Below are 18392 nucleotides of genomic sequence, written 5' to 3' on the forward strand. Positions count from 1 at the left end.
CCCCACGGCGAATCGTGTCTTTCGAACACTCACCGTGAGGTTTCCGCATGCCCAGCAACTTCTTCATCCCCGACCCCGAGGGTCAGGTCCCGAGCGCCGAAGGCTACTTCGGCGCGTTCGGCGGCAAGTTCATCCCGGAGGCCCTCGTCGCCGCCGTCGACGAGGTCGCCGTCGAGTACGACAAGGCCAAGCACGACCCCGAGTTCGCCCGCGAGCTGGACGACCTCCTCGTCCACTACACGGGCCGCCCGTCGTCCCTAACCGAAGTGCCCCGCTTCGCGGAGCACGCGGGCGGCGCCCGCGTCTTCCTCAAGCGCGAGGACCTGAACCACACCGGCTCCCACAAGATCAACAACGTGCTGGGCCAGGCCCTGCTCACCAAGCGGATGGGCAAGACCCGGGTCATCGCGGAGACCGGCGCCGGCCAGCACGGTGTCGCGACCGCCACCGCCTGCGCGCTCTTCGGTCTCGACTGCACCATCTACATGGGCGAGATCGACACCCGGCGCCAGGCGCTCAACGTGGCCCGGATGCGCATGCTCGGCGCCGAGGTCATCGCCGTGAAGTCGGGCAGCCGCACCCTGAAGGACGCCATCAACGAGGCGTTCCGCGACTGGGTCGCCAACGTCGACCGCACCCACTACCTCTTCGGCACGGTCGCGGGGCCGCACCCCTTCCCGGCGATGGTCCGCGACTTCCACCGGGTGATCGGCGTCGAGGCCCGCCGCCAGCTCCTGGACCAGGCCGGCCGGCTGCCCGACGCCGCGATCGCCTGCGTCGGCGGCGGCTCCAACGCCATCGGCCTGTTCCACGCCTTCATCCCCGACACCGGCGTCCGCCTGATCGGCTGCGAGCCCGCCGGACACGGCATCGAGACCGGCGAGCACGCGGCCACCCTCTCCGCCGGCGAGCCCGGCATCCTGCACGGCTCCCGCTCCTACGTCCTCCAGGACGACGAGGGCCAGATCACCGAGCCGTACTCCATCTCCGCCGGCCTGGACTACCCCGGCATCGGCCCCGAGCACAGCTACCTCAAGGACTCCGGCCGCGCCGAGTACCGCGCGGTCACCGACGACGCCGCCATGCGGGCGCTGCGCCTGCTGTCGCGCACCGAGGGCATCATCCCGGCCATCGAGTCCGCGCACGCCCTGGCCGGTGCCCTGGAGGTCGGCCGGGAGCTCGGCCCGGACGGGCTGATCGTCGTCAACCTGTCCGGCCGCGGCGACAAGGACATGGACACCGCCGCCCGCTACTTCGGGCTCTACGACACCGACGCCGAGGTCGCGAAGGACGCTTCCGGCACCGCCGAGATCGAGGGGGACGCCAAGTGAGCGGCAACCTGCACCTGCTGGACGACACCCTCGCCGCCGCCAGGGCCGAGGGCCGGGCCGCCCTCATCGCCTACCTCCCGGCCGGATTCCCGACCGTGGCCGGCGGCATCGAGGCGGTCAAGGCCGTCATCGACGGCGGCGCCGACGTGGTCGAGGTCGGCCTGCCGCACAGCGACCCGGTGCTGGACGGCCCGGTCATCCAGACCGCCGACGACATCGCCCTGCGCGGCGGCGTCAGGATCGCCGACGTACTGCGCACGGTCCGCGAGGCGTACCGGGCCACCGGCAAGCCGATCCTCGTCATGACGTACTGGAACCCGGTCGACCGCTACGGCGTCGAGCGGTTCACCGCCGAGCTGGCCGAGGCGGGCGGCGCCGGGTGCATCCTGCCCGACCTGCCGGTCCAGGAGTCGGCGCTGTGGCAGGAGCACGCCCGCAAGCACGGGCTCGCCACCGTCTTCGTGGTCGCGCCCAGCAGCAGGGACGAGCGGCTCGCCGAGATCACCGAGGCCGGTACCGGCTTCGTCTACGCCGCCTCCCTGATGGGCGTCACCGGCACCCGCGAGTCGGTCGGCGCGCAGGCCGCGGACCTGGTCCGGCGCACCCGCGCCACCACCGGCACCCCGGTCTGTGTCGGCCTGGGCGTCTCCAACGCCGCGCAGGCCGCCGAGGTGGCCCGGTTCGCCGACGGCGTGATCGTCGGCTCCGCCTTCGTCAAGCGGATGCTGGACGCCCCCGACCACGCGGCCGGCCTCGCAGGCGTGCGCGCCCTCGCCGGCGACCTCGCGCAGGGCGTGCGCGGGCACGCGTAACTCGAACGGGTGGACCTGGGGCCGGGGCGGCGCGGTGCGCCGCCCCGGTTCGTTCTGCGGGGTGTGAGTGAGAAGAACCGTGAGGGAAAGCGCACCGCCCGCGAGCGGCTGGCGGTCGAGCGCGAGAAGCAGAAGGGCGCCGACAAGCGCCGGCGCGTGCTGGTCGTGGCCGCGGCCGTCGTCGGGGTCCTGGGCGTCGCCGCCGCGATCGGCGTCGTAGCGGCCCAGGCCGGAAAGGACGACGACGAGGCGTCGGGCCCGGTCGTGGTGCCCTCGGGCGCCCAGGGCAAGGACAGCCTCGCGATCCCGGTCGGCAAGGAGAGCGCCAAGTCCACGCTCACCGTCTGGGAGGACTTCCGCTGCCCCGCCTGCAACAGTTTCGAACAGGCGTACCGCTCGGTGATCCATGAGCTGACCGCCGCCGGCCGGCTCAAGGTCGACTACCACCTGGCCACCATCATCGACGGCAACATGGGCGGCACCGGCTCCCGCACCGCCGCCAACGCCGCCGCCTGCGCCCAGGACGCCGGGAAGTTCCCCGCGTACCACGACGTGCTCTACGACAACCAGCCCCGGGAGACCGACGACGCGTTCGCCAAGACCGACAAGCTGATCGAGCTGGCCGGCAAGGTCGACGGCCTCGACACGCCGGCCTTCCGCGAGTGCGTCACGGACGGCACGCACGACGGCTGGGTCGACAAGTCGGCCGCCGCCTTCCGGAACGGCGGCTTCACCGGCACGCCCACCGTGCTGTTCGGCGACAAGAACATCTACGCGGACCAGTCGATGACCCCGGCGAAGCTGAAGAAGATGGTGCAGGACGAGAACAAGTAGGGGCATCTCGCCGGCGCCTGTTATGGACCCGTAGCCGGGCCGCCCGGCGCGGGCCCGGTCCGGCACGGTAGCGTCGGCCCTGTCATGGAACTTGCCTTCATTCCCAGCCCGTCGCGCGGGGTGCTGCACCTCGGCCCGATTCCGCTGCGCGGCTACGCGTTCTGCATCATCATCGGCGTCTTCGTCGCCGTCTGGCTCGGCAACAAGCGCTGGGTGGCCCGCGGCGGACAGTCCGGCACGGTGGCCGACATCGCGGTCTGGGCCGTCCCCTTCGGCCTGGTCGGCGGCCGGCTCTACCACGTGATCACCGACTACGAGCTGTATTTCAGCGAGGGCCGGGACTGGGTGGACGCCTTCAAGATCTGGGAGGGCGGCCTCGGCATCTGGGGCGCCATCGCGCTGGGCGCGCTGGGTGCCTGGATCGGCTGCCGCCGCCGCGGCATCCCGCTGCCCGCCTGGGCCGACGCCGTCGCCCCCGGCATCGTGCTGGCGCAGGCCATCGGCCGCTGGGGCAACTGGTTCAACCAGGAGCTGTACGGGCGCGAGACCGACCTGCCCTGGGCGCTGCACATCACGTCCACGGCGGACGGCCGCATCCCGGGCTACTACCACCCGACGTTCCTGTACGAGTCGCTGTGGTGCGTCGGCGTGGCGCTGCTCGTCATCTGGGCCGACCGCCGCTTCAAGCTCGGGCACGGCCGGGCCTTCGCGCTGTACGTCGCCGCGTACTGCGTGGGCCGGTTCTGGATCGAGTACATGCGCGTCGACGACGCCCACCACATCCTGGGCCTCAGGCTGAACAACTGGACCGCGCTGTTCGTGTTCCTGCTGGCGGTCGCGTACATCGTGGTGTCGGCGAGGAAGCGGCCCGGCCGGGAGGCCGTGGTCGAGCCGGGCGCGCCGGGCGACGAGGACGGCACGGGCGACCCGAAGACCGCCGAGGACGCTTCGGACGCGGACGAGAAGGACGCGAAGGACCAGCGGGACGGGCAGGACGGGCAGGACGGGCAGGACGGGCAGAAGGACCACGACACCCGGCAGGACGTGACCGACGGGGCCGGTTCGGCGAAGAAGAGCTGACCGCCGCCACGTCGACGAGGGCGCCCGGGGCGATATCGCCCCGGGCGCCCTCGTGTGCGCTACGGCCGCCGGGACAGCGACAGCGTCCGCTGCGCCGCCGCGACCACCGCCGCGTCGACGAACCGCCCGTCCGGCAGCGCCAGGGCGCCCTGTTCCACCGCCGCCGCCTTCAGCACCGCCTCCGCCGCGTCCAGCTCCGCCGTGCTGGGCAGATAGGCCCGCTCGATGACCGGCAGCTGACGGGGGTGGATGGCGGCCCGGCCCAGGAACCCCAGGGACCGCCCGTGGGCACAGGACGCGGCCAGTCCGGCCAGGTCCCGGGTGTCGGGGTGGACGGACTGGCAGGGCGGCGCCAGCCCCGCCGCCCGGGCCGCGACGACCACCCGGGAGCGGCAGAAGTCGAGGCCGGTGCCGCCGCTCACGCCCAGGTCGGCGCGGAGGTCGGCCTCACCGAGGGCGATGCCGCGCACGGCGGGGTGGGCGGCGGCGATCAGGTACGCCCGCTCCACCCCGAGGGCCGACTCCAGCAGCGGGTACAGCGGCACCCCGGCCGCCGCCCGCGCCACCCGGACCACCTGCCGCGGCGCGGTCGCCTTGGGCAGCCGCAGTCCGGACAGACCGGGCAGCGCGGCCACCGCGGCCAGGTCGGCCGCCGCCCACCCGCTGTCCAGGGCGTTGACGCGGACGTGCACCGGCACCGGCGGCGGGGCGCTGAGCAGTTCGGCGGTGGCGGCGCGGGCGTACTCCTTGCGGTCCGGGGCGACCGCGTCCTCCAGGTCCACGATCACCACGTCGGCGCCGCAGGTCAGCGCCTTCGCCACCACGTCCGGCCGGTCGCCGGGGGCGTACAGCCAGGTCAGCGGGGGCGGGGTCATACGGCGCCCGCCTCGCGCAGGAGTTTCAGGTCGCCCGGGGTCAGGCCCAGCTCGCTGAGCACCTCGTCGGTGTCCGCGCCGTGCGGCCGGCCCGCCCAGCGGATCGCGCCGGGCGTGGCGGACAGCCGGAACAGGACGTTCTGCATCCGCAGCGGCCCCAGCTCCGGATCGTCGACCGTGGTCACGCTGTCCAGCGCCTGGTACTGCGGGTCGGCCAGCACGTCCCGGACGTCCTGGACCGGGGCGATCGCCGCCTCGGCCGCCTCGAAGGCGGCGAGCACCTCGGCGCGCGGGCGGCCGGCGATCCAGTCGCCGACCGCCTGGTCCAGCAGGTCGGCGTGGTGGGCCCGGCCGGCGCCGGTCGCGAACCACGGTTCGTCGATCAGCTCGGGGCGGCCCACCAGGCGCATCACCCGCTCGGCCACCGACTGGGCGGAGGTGGAGACGGCGACCCAGCTGCCGTCGGCGGTGCGGTAGGTGTTGCGCGGGGCGTTGTTCGCGGACCGGTTGCCGGTGCGCGGCTGGACGTGGCCGAGCTGGTCGTACCAGAGCGGCTGCGGGCCGAGCACGGTAAGGATCGGCTCGATGATCGCCATGTCGACGACCTGGCCCTCGCCGGTACGGTCCCGGGCGGCCAGCGCGGTCATCACCGCGTACGCCGTGGCCAGCGCGGCGATCGAGTCGGCCAGGCCGAACGGCGGCAGGGTCGGCGGCGCGTCCGCCTCGCCGGTCATCGCGGCGAAGCCGCTCATCGCCTCGGCGAGGGTGCCGAAGCCGGGGCGGTGGGCGTAGGGCCCGAACTGGCCGAAGCCGGTGACCCGGGTGAGGACCAGCCGGGGATTGACCTCGGCCAGCTCCGCCCAGCCCAGGCCCCAGCGCTCCAGGGTGCCGGGGCGGAAGTTCTCGATCACGACGTCCGCGCCGGCGGCGAGGCGCAGCAGGGTGTCGCGGCCGCCGGGCTTGGACAGGTCCAGGGTGATGGTGCGCTTGTTGCGGCCGAGCAGCTTCCACCACAGGCCGACGCCGTCCTTCGACGGGCCGTGGCCGCGGGACGGGTCGGGCCGGTCCGGGTGCTCGACCTTGATCACCTCGGCGCCGAAGTCGCCGAGCATGGTCGCGGCGAGCGGGCCGGCGAAGAGGGTGGCGAGGTCCAGGACGCGCAGACCGGTGAGGGGCGCGGGGGCGGGGGTCATGGGCGGGTGGCCTCCCGGTGGGTGAGGTGGGCGAGGGCGTCGAAGCCGGTGCCGTCGAAGTCGGCGACGGAGCTGGCGAGCCGGTTCTTGAGCGGCGCGGTGAGGTGCTGGGGGAGGGCGGCGGGGTCGCCGGCGAGCAGGGCGGCGACGCTGCCGGCGGTGGCCCCGTCCGAGTCGGTGTCCCAGCCGCCGGCGACGGCCCGGCCGACCGACCCGGCGAAGTCGCCGTCGGCGTGGGTGAGGGCGGCGGCGATCAGAGCGGTGTTGGGGACGGCGTGCACCCAGTGATGGCCGGCCGCGTGCCGGGCGTGCAGATGGTCCACCACCGTGTCGAAGTCGGCGTGGGCGGCGGCCAGTTCCATGGCCTCGCGGACGGCCGTCGCCAGCCGGGAGGCGGGCGGTACGACCGTCAGCCCGCTGGCGAGACAGGCGTGCACGTCGTGGCCGCCGGTGGCGGCGGTGGCGATGACGGCCGCCGCGAACATGGCCGCGTAGACACCGTTGGCGGTGTGGGTGAGGACCGCGTCGCGGTGCGCCTGTTCGGCGGCGGCGGCCGGGTCGCCGGGGTTGGTCCAGCCGTGCAGATCGGCGCGGATCAGGGCGCCGATCCACTCCCGGAACGGGTTGCGGTACCGGGCGGTGTCCGGCGGTTCCAGGCCGGCCAGCAGGTTGCGGTAGGCGACGCGTTCGGCGGTGAAGGTGCGGCCCGCCGGAAGCTCGTCCAGCCAGACGCGGGCCACGTCGGCGGTGGTGAAGGCACGGCCGTGCCGCCGCATCAGCAGCAGGTTGAGGAGCGGGTAGTTGAGGTCGTCGTCCTCGGGCATGCCGTCGATGTTCTCGGCGAGGGAGGTGGCGGCCGAGCGGCGGTTCCAGGGGTGTGCGGCGAGCAGGTCGGCGGGGACGCCGCGGGCGGTGAAGTACCCGGTCGGCGGCCAGTTGCCGGTGGCGCGGGCGAGCCGGCGGATGGCCTCCAGGGGGAGTTTCTCCACCGGTTTGCCGAGCAGGCAGCCGGCCGCCCGGCCGAGCCAGGCGGCCTCCAGGCGGACCGGGTCCGGGTCGGTCGCCGCCGCGGGGGCGGGCCAGTGCGGACAGCGGGCCCTGATGCCGGCCAGGTCCGTCGGCTCGTGCTCGGCCGACGGGCAGGGCAGCTCGGCCAGTTCGTCCAGCAGTTCCTCCGCCAGCAGCCGCAGGTAGCGGGTGGCCGGCTCGGGGGAGGCGCCCGCGCGGGCCGGGGCGTCGCAGCCGCCGGCCGCCCGCCAGCGCCCGGCGACCGCCGACGCGTCCCGGCCGTCCTGGGCGGCCTGGCGCAGTTCGTGACCGATCAGGTCCTCGGGCTGCGCCCAGGTCAGGCGGAGCACCGGGCTGCTCCGATCCCGGCGAACGCCCGCTCGTGCGCCCGGCGCCGCTGGACGTCCCGGGCGAACACCTCCCGGGTCACCTCGGTCAGCGTGGCGGCCGGCGCCCACAGGTCCAGCCGGCTCGCCTCCGCGACCGTCTTCGCCCACTCGTCCGGTACGGGGGAGCCCAGCGCGCCGGTGATCGCGCCGGCCATGGTGGCGATGGAGTCGCAGTCCCGGCCGTAGTTGACCGCGCCGAGCACCGCGTGCCGGAAGTCGCCGCCGGCCACCAGCACCATGCCCAGGGCGACGGGGAGTTCCTCGATGGCGTGCAGCCGGGACGGGCGGCGGGCGCCGAGGGAGGGGGAGCGGTAGTCCGGGCCGACGGTGTCGTAGGGGGTGACCGCCGCCCGGAGCGGGGCGAGGGCCGACTCGAAGTCGGAGTGCCGGGCGGCGGCTTCGCAGACCTTCTCGATCGCCTCGCGGGTGCCGTCCTTGGCCAGCGACAGACAGGTGTCCACCACCGACCGAGGGGTGGCGCCCGGCGCGCAGGCCGCCGCGACCGCCGCCGCCAGGACACCGGCCGCCTCCCGGCCGTACGACGACTGGTGCGCGCCCGCGAGGTCCAGGGCCTCGGCGTAGGCGCCCGCCGGGTGGGCCGCGTTGACCAGGCCGACCGGGGCCGCGTACATCGCCGCGCCGCAGTTGACGACGTTGCCGACCCCGGCCTCGCGCGGGTCGGCGTGGCCGTAGTGCAGCCTGGTCACGAGCCACTTCTCGGCCAGGAAGATCCGCTGGAGGGGGAGTGCCTCGGCCGCCAGCTCCGGGATCCAGCGCGGGGTGGTGATCAGGTCCGGGACCAGGTGCTCGGCGATCGCGTAGGCGTCGAGGTGGTCGCGGACGGTCGCGTACACCCTGATCAGCGCGTGGGTCATCAGGGTGTCGTCGGTGACGTGCCCGTCGCCCTTGTGGTACGGGGCGAGGGGGCGGGCGGTGCGCCAGGCGTCGCCGTGCCAGGGGCCGACGATGCCGTGCACCCGGCCGCCGTGCCGTTCGACGATCTGCTCGGGGGAGTAGCCCTCGACGGGGCCGCCGAGCGCGTCGCCGACGGCCGCGCCGACCAGCGCGCCGGTGATCCGTTCGGCCAGCGTGTCTTCCGTGCTGGGGGTCATGCGGTGTGCGGTCCTTCCGGTCGGGCCGGTCGCGCCGCTGCCAGGCGGCCGGCGAGTTCCACCAGGTCCGTGCCGGTGAGGCGGGGCAGGACGCAGCCGGGCAGGGTGCGGCAGGTGTCCCGCCAGGCCGCGGGGATCGCCGTACCGCCGCCGAGGGCGCCGGTCAGGGCGCCGGCCAGGGCCGGGGCGGAGTCCGCGACCCGGGACAGACAGGCCGCCGCCGGCACCGCCTCGGCGATCCGGCCGCGCGCGGCGGTGGCCAGGGCGAGCGCGACCGGGACCGTCTCGGCGGCGGCGATGCCGTAGCTGTAGACGTGGTCGACGATCTGGTGCTCCAGGAGCGGGACCAGGGCGAAGGTGCTCCCGGCGTCCGCCGCCAGGGCCAGGGCCTGCCGGGTGTTGCGGCCGATCTCGGTCGCCGCGGGCAGCTCGGCCAGCGCGGCCGTCACACACGCGTGCACGTCCGCGCCGGCGAGGGCGCAGGCGAGGGCCGCCGCCATCGCCCGGGCGCCGTGCACGCCGTCGCCGTCCTGGGTGTAGCGGGCGTCGAACTCGGCGAGCGCGGCGGCGCGCCGGGGCTCACCGGGGTGGGCGGTGGCGAGCGCACAGGCCCGGACGCAGGCGGCGTCGTCGAAGTAGTGCGGGTTGTCGTGGCCGGTGGCGGGCGGGCGCAGCCCCGCGGCGAGGTTGCCGAGGCCGGCCCGCACCGAGATCCGGGCCCGCAGCGGCAGCACCGCCGACTCGACCTCGGGCGCGCGGTCCGCCGCGGCGGCGACCTCGGCGGCCACCGCGCTCCAGGTCAGATCGATGGCGGTGCGGATGCGGCGGTCCCGGCTCAGGTCGCCGAGGGTGCTCGCGTCGCCGGCCCGCAGCACCGCCTCGGCCGCGAACGCCGCCCACTCGGCGTCGTCGGAGGGGCCGAGGCGCAGCGGCTCCGGGGGCTGGTTGAGGGCGATGGGGACGGGGAGGGTGGTGGTGGCGTTCTGCTCGGCGAAGGTGTCCAGTTCCCGGGTGAGGCGCCGGGTCCACTCCGGCATCCGGGCGGCCCGGTGCCGGGCGGCGGGCCAGCCGGCGGCGTCCCCGGCGGCCAGGCCGAGCAGCAGGCCCTCCACCCGGCGGGGGGCGGTCTCCGTACGGTGCTGCCCGCGGCCGGCGGTCGGGGGCGGTGCCGTGACGTCGGGCGGGGCGGCGGCGTAGGCGGTGGTGCCGGGGGGCTCGGGCGGGGTGCGGCGCCGGGTCATGACGGGACCCGGGGGGAGCGGGCGTGCGGCGCGTCCGGCGTCTTCGGCGCGGCTGGCGTTTTTGGCGTCTTCGGCGCTTCCGGTGTCCGCTGTGCCGCCGTTGTCAGCAGGTCCGCCACCTCCAGGACATGGTGGCCGGCCATCGCCGGGAGGCAGCTGCCGTGCGCCGGGCCGATCGCGGCCGCCCACTCGGCCGGGATCGCGTCGATGCCCCGCGCCGCCCCGGCCAGCGCGCCCGCGACCGCCGCCGTGGTGTCGGCGTCGCGCCCCATGTTGACGGCCGTCAGCACGGCCTGCGCGAAGTCCCCGTCGGCCGCCGCGTACGCGCCGAAGGCGAGGGCGACCGCCTCCGGGGCCAGGTCGGTCCAGGGGTAGCCGCCGACGACCACCGCGCGGCGGACGGCGCGTTCGCCGCGGTGGGCCGCCGTGACCGCCCGGCGCAGCGAGCGCGCCGTCCAGGAGTCGTCGGGGACCACGGCCAGTGCCGCGGCCACCACCGCGACGGTCGGCGCCCCGGCCATCGCCGCCGCCACCCCGGCGGCCACCGCCTGGCCGCCGTAGATGCCCTCGCCGTCATGGCTGACCGAGCCGTCGACCGCCACCAGCCGGGCCGCCTCGGCGGGGCGGCCGGCCGCGAACACCCCGTAGGGCGCGGCCCGCATCGCCAGCCCGTCGCTCCAGGCGTGCCGGTGCTGGGCGGAGATGGGGGCGGCCAGTCCCCGGCGCAGGTTCTCCAGGGTGCCGCGTTCGCTGAACCCGGCGCCCCGGAACGGGCCCTCGTCGCGGTCGGCGATCCACTCGTGCCAGGCCGCCTCCACGTGCGCGGGCGTGAGCGCCGACCCGTGCCGGGCGAGCAGCAGCCCGGAGAAGATCGCGTACTCCGTGTCGTCGGTGCCGGCCGGGTGTTCGGCGACGTACCCGGTGACGCGGCCCCAGCGGGCCCGGATCTGGGAGGGCTTCAGGTTCTCGGCCGGCGCCCCGAGGGCGTCGCCGACGGCCAGGCCGAGCAGTGCGCCCCGCGCCCGTTCCCGGCGTGCTGCCACGCGACCGCTCCTTCCTCACAGCCCCTTCGGGACTTTGCGGAACTGTCCCCGGTGCGCGCCGCCCCGCAGCCTCCTGAGCCTCACCATCACCCGGTCGACATATGTGCGGGCTATGGCACGGATGAGCGTCCAGCGGTAAAACCGCAGGTTAGCCCAGCCTTTCCTTGCTGGCGGCCGGGGAATGCCGGGCGTAGATTGGTGGTTGTCGAGAAGTGGACGAAGTCTAAAGAAGCTGGAGGGGGGCCTCGTGGCCATCATCGAAACCCAAGCGACCCTGCATGAGGCGCACCGCGACAACCACACCCACCGGGACGTCAACGGCGGCTGGCTCAGACCCGCCGTCTTCGGCGCGATGGACGGTCTGGTCTCCAACCTCGCGCTGATGACCGGGGTGGCCGGCGGTACCGCCGGCCAGCACACCGTCGTGATCAGCGGCCTCGCGGGGCTGGCCGCCGGCGCCTTCTCCATGGCGGCCGGCGAGTACACCTCGGTGGCCTCCCAGCGCGAGCTGGTCGAGGCCGAGCTGGACGTCGAGCGGCGCGAACTGCGCAAGCACCCGGCGGACGAGGAGGCCGAGCTCGCCGCCCTCTACGAGGGGCGCGGCGTCGATCCCGCCCTCGCCCGCGAGGTGGCCCGGCAGCTGTCCCGCGACCCCGAGCAGGCGCTGGAGATACACGCCCGGGAGGAACTCGGCATCGACCCCTCCGACCTGCCGTCCCCGCTGGTCGCGGCGGTGTCGTCGTTCGGTTCGTTCGCACTGGGGGCGCTGCTTCCCGTGCTGCCCTACCTGCTCGGCGCCACCGCGCTGTGGCCGGCCGTGCTGCTGGCGCTGGCGGGACTGTTCCTGAGCGGCGCCGTGGTGGCCAAGGTGACCGCGCGGAGCTGGTGGTTCAGCGGACTGCGGCAGCTGCTCCTGGGTGGCGCGGCGGCGGGTGTGACGTACGCCCTGGGCAGTTTGTTCGGAACGGTCGTAGGATAGCCCGGCTCCGGACTTATGCGTTGGGCCGCATAAGTAGTCGTTTACACGTTGCTCACTGGTTTCGAGAGCATGACCACCGGGCATGAGCCGTAAGCGCTGCGGGCAAAGGTGCCCGCGGCACATCCGCGGAACGGGTGACGAAGCCCGTTCCGCCCCTTGGTCCCACGGACATCGATCTGTCCCGGCCGGACCCCCACAGCCTTCGCCAACGGGTCCCGGTACCCCCGCCACGCACCCCCTGGCGTCCGCATGTTGGAACGGAATATCCGGTTTCCGAGAACCGTTCCATCATGTAACCTGCACGAAATTTTGCGCTCATCTTGAGCACGCAGAGGGCCAACGTCGTCCCTCGGCACATTTCGCACTTTGCCACTGACGACGACGGGAGAGCCGATGCGTACGCCGCGCCAGCCGTCCCAGCACTCCGCGAATGGCCAGAACTGGTCCTTCATGGATGCTCGCCCTGCTGCGCAGGGTATGTACGACCCCCGCAACGAGCACGACGCCTGCGGCGTCGGCTTCGTCGCCACTCTCACCGGCGAGGCGTCCCATACGCTGGTCGACCAGGCCCTCACCGTGCTGCGCAACCTGGAGCACCGGGGTGCCACCGGCTCCGAGCCCGACTCCGGTGACGGGGCAGGCATCCTCTCCCAGGTGCCGGACGCCTTCTTCCGCGAGGTGGCCGGATTCGACCTCCCCGAGGCCGGTCACTACGCCGTCGGTATCGCCTTCCTGCCGGAGCACGGCACCGACGACGCCGTCGCACGGATCGAGACGATCGCCGCCGAGGAGGGCCTGACCGTCCTCGGCTGGCGCGAGGTGCCGGTCGCCCCGCAGCTGCTCGGCGCCACCGCCCGCTCGACCATGCCGGTCTTCCGGCAGATCTTCGTCACCGACGGAGCCTCCGAGGGCATCGCCCTGGACCGCCGTGCCTTCGCGCTGCGCAAGCGCGCCGAGCGCGAGATCGGCGTCTACTTCCCGTCGCTGTCCGCCCGGACCATCGTCTACAAGGGCATGCTGACCACCGGCCAGCTGGAGCCGTTCTTCCCGGACCTGTCCGACCGCCGGTTCGCCTCCGCGATCGCGCTCGTGCACTCCCGGTTCTCCACCAACACCTTCCCGTCCTGGCCGCTGGCCCACCCGTACCGGTTCGTCGCGCACAACGGCGAGATCAACACGGTCAAGGGCAACCGCAACTGGATGGTGGCCCGCGAGTCCCAGCTCGCCTCCGACCGGTTCGGGTCCTCCGCGGACCTGGAGCGGCTCTTCCCGGTCTGTACGCCCGACGCCTCCGACTCCGCCTCCTTCGACGAGGTCCTGGAGCTGCTGCACCTGGGCGGCCGGTCGCTGCCGCACTCCGTGCTGATGATGATCCCCGAGGCGTGGGAGAACCACGACTCGATGGACCCGGCCCGGCGCGCCTTCTACCAGTACCACTCCACGATGATGGAGCCCTGGGACGGCCCGGCCTGCGTCACCTTCACCGACGGCACCCAGGTCGGCGCGGTCCTCGACCGCAACGGCCTGCGCCCCGGCCGCTACTGGGTCACCGACGACGGCCTGGTCGTGCTCGGCTCCGAGGTCGGCGTCCTCGACATCGACCCCGCCAAGGTGGTCCGCAAGGGCCGCCTCCAGCCCGGCCGGATGTTCCTGGTGGACACCGCCGAGCACCGCATCATCGAGGACGACGAGATCAAGGCGGGCCTGGCCGCCGAGAACCCGTACGCCGACTGGCTGGAAGCCGGCGAGATCGAGCTGGGCGACCTGCCCGAGCGCGAGCACATCGTGCACACCCACGCCTCGGTCACCCGCCGCCAGCAGACCTTCGGCTACACCGAGGAAGAGCTGCGGGTCATCCTCGCGCCGATGGCCAAGGCCGGCGCCGAGCCGATCGGCTCGATGGGCACCGACTCGCCGATCGCCGCGCTCTCCGACCGCCCCCGGCTGCTCTTCGACTACTTCACCCAGCTCTTCGCGCAGGTCACCAACCCGCCGCTGGACGCCATCCGCGAGGAACTGGTCACCTCGCTGCGCTCCGCGCTCGGCCCGCAGGGCAACCTGCTCGAGCCGACCGCCGCGTCCTGCCGCACCGTCGTGCTGCCCTTCCCGGTGATCGACAACGACGAGCTGGCCAAGCTCATCCACATCAACGCCGACGGCGACATGCCGGGCATGAAGGCCGCGACCCTCTCCGGCCTGTTCCGGGTCTCCGGCGGCGGCGACGCGCTGGCCGCCCGGATCGAGGAGATCTGCGCCGAGGCCGACGCCGCCATCGACAACGGCGCCCGCCTCATCGTGCTCTCCGACCGGCACTCCGACGCCGAGCACGCGCCGATCCCGTCGCTGCTGCTCACCGCGGCCGTCCACCACCACCTCATCCGCACCAAGCAGCGCACCCAGGTGGGCCTGCTGATCGAGGCCGGCGACGTCCGCGAGGTGCACCACGTCGCCCTGCTGATCGGCTTCGGCGCCGCCGCGGTCAACCCGTACCTGGCCATGGAGTCCGTCGAGGACCTGGTCCGCGCGGGCACCTTCCTGCCGGGCATGGAGCCCGAGCAGGCCATCCGGAACCTGATCTACGCCCTCGGCAAGGGCGTCCTGAAGGTCATGTCCAAGATGGGCATCTCCACCGTCGCCTCCTACCGCGGCGCCCAGGTCTTCGAGGCCGTCGGCCTGGACCAGGCGTTCGTGACCAAGTACTTCAACGGCACCGCCACCAAGATCGGCGGCGTCGGCATCGACGTCATCGCGCGGGAGGTCGCCGCCCGGCACGCCAAGGCGTACCCCGCCTCCGGCATCGCGCCGGCCCACCGCGCCCTCGACATCGGCGGCGAGTACCAGTGGCGCCGCGAGGGCGAGCCGCACCTGTTCGACCCGGAGACGGTCTTCCGGCTCCAGCACTCGACGCGCTCCGGCAAGTACGACATCTTCAAGAAGTACACGGACCGGGTGAACGAGCAGTCCGAGCGGCTGATGACGCTCCGCGGGCTCTTCGGCCTCAAGTCCGACCGCCCCTCGATCTCCGTCGACGAGGTCGAGCCGGTCAGCGAGATCGTCAAGCGGTTCTCCACCGGCGCCATGTCGTACGGCTCCATCTCCAAGGAGGCGCACGAGACCCTCGCCATCGCCATGAACCAGCTGGGCGGCAAGTCCAACACCGGTGAGGGCGGCGAGGACCCGGAGCGCCTGTACGACCCGGCCCGCCGGTCCAGCATCAAGCAGGTCGCCTCCGGCCGCTTCGGCGTGACCAGCGAGTACCTGGTCAACGCCGACGACATCCAGATCAAGATGGCCCAGGGCGCCAAGCCCGGCGAGGGCGGCCAGCTGCCCGGCCACAAGGTCTACCCGTGGGTCGCCAAGACCCGGCACTCGACGCCGGGCGTGGGCCTGATCTCGCCGCCGCCGCACCACGACATCTACTCCATCGAGGACCTCGCCCAGCTGATCCACGACCTGAAGAACGCCAACCCCCAGGCGCGCATTCACGTCAAGCTGGTCTCCGAGGTCGGCGTCGGCACGGTTGCCGCGGGCGTCTCCAAGGCGCACGCGGACGTGGTGCTCATCTCCGGCCACGACGGCGGCACGGGTGCCTCCCCCCTCACCTCCCTGAAGCACGCGGGCGGCCCCTGGGAGCTCGGCCTCGCCGAGACCCAGCAGACGCTGCTGCTCAACGGCCTGCGCGACCGGATCGTCGTGCAGACCGACGGCCAGCTCAAGACCGGCCGGGACGTGGTCATCGCCGCCCTGCTCGGCGCCGAGGAGTTCGGCTTCGCCACCGCGCCGCTGGTCGTCTCCGGCTGCGTCATGATGCGCGTCTGCCACCTGGACACCTGCCCGGTCGGCATCGCCACCCAGAACCCGGTGCTGCGCGAGCGGTTCTCCGGCAAGGCCGAGTACATCGTCAACTTCTTCAAGTTCATCGCCGAAGAGGTCCGCGAGATCCTCGCCGAGCTGGGCTTCCGCTCCATCGAGGAGGCCGTCGGGCACGCCGAGGCCCTCGACGTCACCCGCGCCATAAGCCACTGGAAGGCCCAGGGCCTGGACCTGGCCCCGCTGTTCCACGTGCCCGAGCTGCCCGCGGGCGCGGTCCGCCACCGGATCACCGAGCAGGACCACGGCCTGGCGAAGGCGCTCGACAACGAGCTGATCAAGCTCGCCGCCGACGCGCTGTCCGCCACCGGCGCAGCCGACGCGGCCCCGGTCCGCGCCCAGGTCGCCATCCGCAACATCAACCGCACGGTCGGCACCATGCTCGGCCACGAGGTGACCCGGAAGTTCGGCGGCGCGGGCCTGCCCGACGACACCATCGACATCACCTTCACCGGCTCGGCCGGCCAGTCCTTCGGCGCCTTCGTGCCGCGCGGCGTCACGCTCCGCCTGGAGGGCGACGCCAACGACTACGTCGGCAAGGGCCTGTCCGGCGGCCGGATCATCGTCCGCCCGGACCGCGGCGCCGACCACCTCGCCGAGTACAGCGTCATCGCCGGCAACACCATCGGCTACGGCGCCACCGGCGGCGAGATGTTCGTGCGCGGCAGGACCGGCGAACGCTTCTGCGTCCGCAACTCCGGCGCGCTGGTCGTCTCCGAGGGCGTCGGCGACCACGGCTGCGAGTACATGACCGGCGGCCAGGCGGTCGTCCTCGGCGAGACCGGACGCAACTTCGCGGCCGGCATGTCCGGCGGCACCGCCTACGTCATCGACCTGGACCGGGACAACGTCAACGCCGGCAACGTCGGCGCGATCGAGGCGCTGGACGACACCGACCGGGAATGGCTGCACGACGTGGTGCGCCGGCACGCCGAGGAGACCGGCTCCACGGTGGCCGGCAAGCTGCTCGCCGACTGGTCCGCGTCCGCCGAACGCTTCAGCAAGATCATCCCCAGCACGTACAAGGCAGTGCTCGCCGCCAAGGACGCCGCCGAGCGAGACGGTCTCTCCGAATCCGAGATCACCGAGAAGATGATGGAGGCGGCGATCAATGGCTGACCCCAAGGGCTTCCTGAACCACGGCCGCGAGGTCGCCGAGTCCCGCCCGGTCGACGAGCGCGTCAAGGACTTCAAAGAGGTCTACGTGCCCGGCTCCCTGCTGCCGATCATCAGCAAGCAGGCCAGCCGCTGCATGGACTGCGGCATCCCGTTCTGCCACAACGGCTGCCCGCTCGGGAACCTGATCCCCGAGTGGAACGACTACGCCTACCGCGAGGACTGGTCCGCCGCCTCCGAGCGGCTGCACGCCACCAACAACTTCCCGGAGTTCACCGGCCGGCTGTGCCCGGCCCCGTGCGAGTCGGCGTGTGTGCTGGGCATCAACCAGCCGCCGGTCACCATCAAGAACGTCGAGGTCTCCATCATCGACAAGGCGTGGGACACCGGTGACGTGCGGCCGCAGATCCCCGAGCGGCTGTCCGGCAAGACCGTCGCGGTGATCGGCTCGGGCCCGGCCGGACTGGCCGCCGCCCAGCAGCTCACCCGGGCCGGCCACACCGTCGCCGTCTTCGAGCGCGCCGACCGCGTCGGCGGCCTGCTGCGGTACGGCATCCCCGAGTTCAAGATGGAGAAGCGGCACATCAACCGCCGTATCGAGCAGATGCGCGCGGAGGGCACCCGGTTCCGCACCGGCGTCGAGATCGGCCACGACATAAAGGCCGGCGACCTGAAGAAGCGCTACGACGCCGTCGTGCTGGCCGTGGGCGCCACCACCGCCCGCGACCTGCCGGTCCCCGGCCGCGAACTCAAGGGCGTCTACCAGGCGATGGAGTACCTGCCGCTGTCGAACAAGGTCCAGGAGGGCGACTACGTCACCTCCCCGATCTCGGCCGAGGGCAAGCACGTCGTCGTCATCGGCGGCGGCGACACCGGCGCCGACTGCGTGGGCACCGCGCACCGTCAGGGCGCCGCCTCCGTCACCCAGCTGGAGATCATGCCCCGGCCCGGTGACGAGCGGGACGCGGTACGCCAGCCGTGGCCGACCTTCCCGATGCTGTACAAGGTCACCTCGGCGCACGAGGAGGGCGGGGAGCGGGTCTACTCCGTCAACACCACCCACTTCGAGGGCGACGAGGACGGCAACGTCCAGTGGCTGCACCTGGTCGAGGTCGAGTTCGTCGACGGCAAGCTCACCCCGAAGCCGGGCACCGAGCGCAAGATCCCGGCCCAGCTGGTCACCCTCGCCATGGGCTTCACCGGCACCGACCGGGCCAACGGCATGGTCGACCAGTTCGGCCTGGAGCTGGACCCGCGCGGCAACATCGCCCGCGACGCCGACTTCCAGACCAACGTCCCCGGCGTGTTCGTCGCCGGTGACGCGGGCCGCGGCCAGTCGCTCATCGTCTGGGCGATCGCCGAGGGCCGCTCGGCCGCCAAGGGCGTCGACCGCTTCCTGACCGGCGCCAGCGAACTGCCGGCCCCGATCCGGCCGACCGACCGCGCGCTGCTGGTCTGACGCCGCGCGCCGGTCCCGCCAGAACTGTCCCGTACAAAGGCGTACGGAAC

The 18392-nt window shown here is 73.4% G+C and carries 13 protein-coding genes; 7 read left to right on the plus strand and 6 right to left on the minus strand.

What is annotated here, in order from left to right:
• Positions 1-47 precede the first annotated feature (47 nt).
• The 4 genes from trpB (at position 48) to lgt (ending at position 4057) form a co-directional block, all read left to right on the plus strand.
• On the plus strand, positions 48-1331 hold the full coding sequence (gene trpB, locus AB0G32_RS09710; RefSeq protein WP_361160702.1) for a tryptophan synthase subunit beta: 1284 nt from the start codon (positions 48-50) through the stop codon (positions 1329-1331).
• Positions 1328-2143, plus strand: a complete 816-nt coding sequence (gene trpA / locus AB0G32_RS09715; protein ID WP_361160705.1) for a tryptophan synthase subunit alpha — start codon at positions 1328-1330, stop codon at positions 2141-2143. Before trpB ends, trpA begins: the two co-directional genes overlap by 4 nt.
• 63 nt (positions 2144-2206) lie before the next feature.
• Complete coding sequence (locus AB0G32_RS09720) at positions 2207-2977, plus strand: thioredoxin domain-containing protein (RefSeq protein ID WP_361160708.1); 771 nt, start codon at positions 2207-2209, stop codon at positions 2975-2977.
• 84 nt (positions 2978-3061) lie between these two features.
• On the plus strand, positions 3062-4057 hold the full coding sequence (gene lgt / locus AB0G32_RS09725; RefSeq protein ID WP_361160711.1) for a prolipoprotein diacylglyceryl transferase: 996 nt from the start codon (positions 3062-3064) through the stop codon (positions 4055-4057).
• A gap of 59 nt (positions 4058-4116) precedes the next feature.
• Here lgt and AB0G32_RS09730 read toward each other — a convergent pair whose 3' ends face one another.
• The 6 genes from AB0G32_RS09730 to AB0G32_RS09755 are packed head-to-tail and all read right to left on the minus strand — an operon-like array spanning position 4117 to position 10918.
• Positions 4117-4932, minus strand: a complete 816-nt coding sequence (locus AB0G32_RS09730; protein WP_361160714.1) for a CoA ester lyase — start codon at positions 4930-4932, stop codon at positions 4117-4119.
• The gene (locus AB0G32_RS09735; RefSeq protein ID WP_361160717.1) at positions 4929-6125 is read right to left on the minus strand and encodes a CoA transferase; all 1197 of its coding nucleotides are present in this window, start codon (positions 6123-6125) and stop codon (positions 4929-4931) included. Before AB0G32_RS09735 ends, AB0G32_RS09730 begins: the two co-directional genes overlap by 4 nt.
• Positions 6122-7483 carry an ADP-ribosylglycohydrolase family protein gene (locus AB0G32_RS09740; protein ID WP_361160720.1) on the minus strand — a complete coding sequence of 454 codons (1362 nt, stop codon included), beginning with the start codon at positions 7481-7483 and terminating at the stop codon, positions 6122-6124. Before AB0G32_RS09740 ends, AB0G32_RS09735 begins: the two co-directional genes overlap by 4 nt.
• The gene (locus AB0G32_RS09745; RefSeq protein ID WP_361160723.1) at positions 7471-8634 is read right to left on the minus strand and encodes an ADP-ribosylglycohydrolase family protein; all 1164 of its coding nucleotides are present in this window, start codon (positions 8632-8634) and stop codon (positions 7471-7473) included. The genes AB0G32_RS09740 and AB0G32_RS09745 overlap by 13 nt, the downstream gene beginning before the upstream one ends.
• The gene (locus tag AB0G32_RS09750; protein WP_361160726.1) at positions 8631-9875 is read right to left on the minus strand and encodes an ADP-ribosylglycohydrolase family protein; all 1245 of its coding nucleotides are present in this window, start codon (positions 9873-9875) and stop codon (positions 8631-8633) included. The genes AB0G32_RS09745 and AB0G32_RS09750 overlap by 4 nt, the downstream gene beginning before the upstream one ends.
• Positions 9872-10918 (minus strand): ADP-ribosylglycohydrolase family protein, encoded by a 1047-nt coding sequence (locus tag AB0G32_RS09755; RefSeq protein ID WP_361160729.1) that lies wholly within the window; start codon positions 10916-10918, stop codon positions 9872-9874. The genes AB0G32_RS09750 and AB0G32_RS09755 overlap by 4 nt, the downstream gene beginning before the upstream one ends.
• A 247-nt stretch (positions 10919-11165) precedes the next feature.
• On the opposite strand from AB0G32_RS09755, the gene AB0G32_RS09760 reads away from it, so the two are divergent.
• From AB0G32_RS09760 to AB0G32_RS09770, 3 genes are all read left to right on the plus strand, one after another.
• Positions 11166-11897, plus strand: a complete 732-nt coding sequence (locus tag AB0G32_RS09760) for a VIT1/CCC1 transporter family protein (protein WP_361160731.1) — start codon at positions 11166-11168, stop codon at positions 11895-11897.
• A gap of 477 nt (positions 11898-12374) precedes the next feature.
• Entirely contained in the window at positions 12375-16886 is a 4512-nt protein-coding gene (gltB, locus tag AB0G32_RS09765) for a glutamate synthase large subunit (protein WP_361160734.1), read from the plus strand.
• A complete protein-coding gene (locus tag AB0G32_RS09770; RefSeq protein WP_361160737.1) occupies positions 16879-18342 on the plus strand; it encodes a glutamate synthase subunit beta in 1464 nt (487 codons plus the stop codon). Before gltB ends, AB0G32_RS09770 begins: the two co-directional genes overlap by 8 nt.
• Positions 18343-18392: the final 50 nt, after the last annotated feature.

This window comes from Streptomyces sp. NPDC023723, assembly GCF_040639815.1.
Taxonomy (GTDB): domain Bacteria; phylum Actinomycetota; class Actinomycetes; order Streptomycetales; family Streptomycetaceae; genus Streptomyces.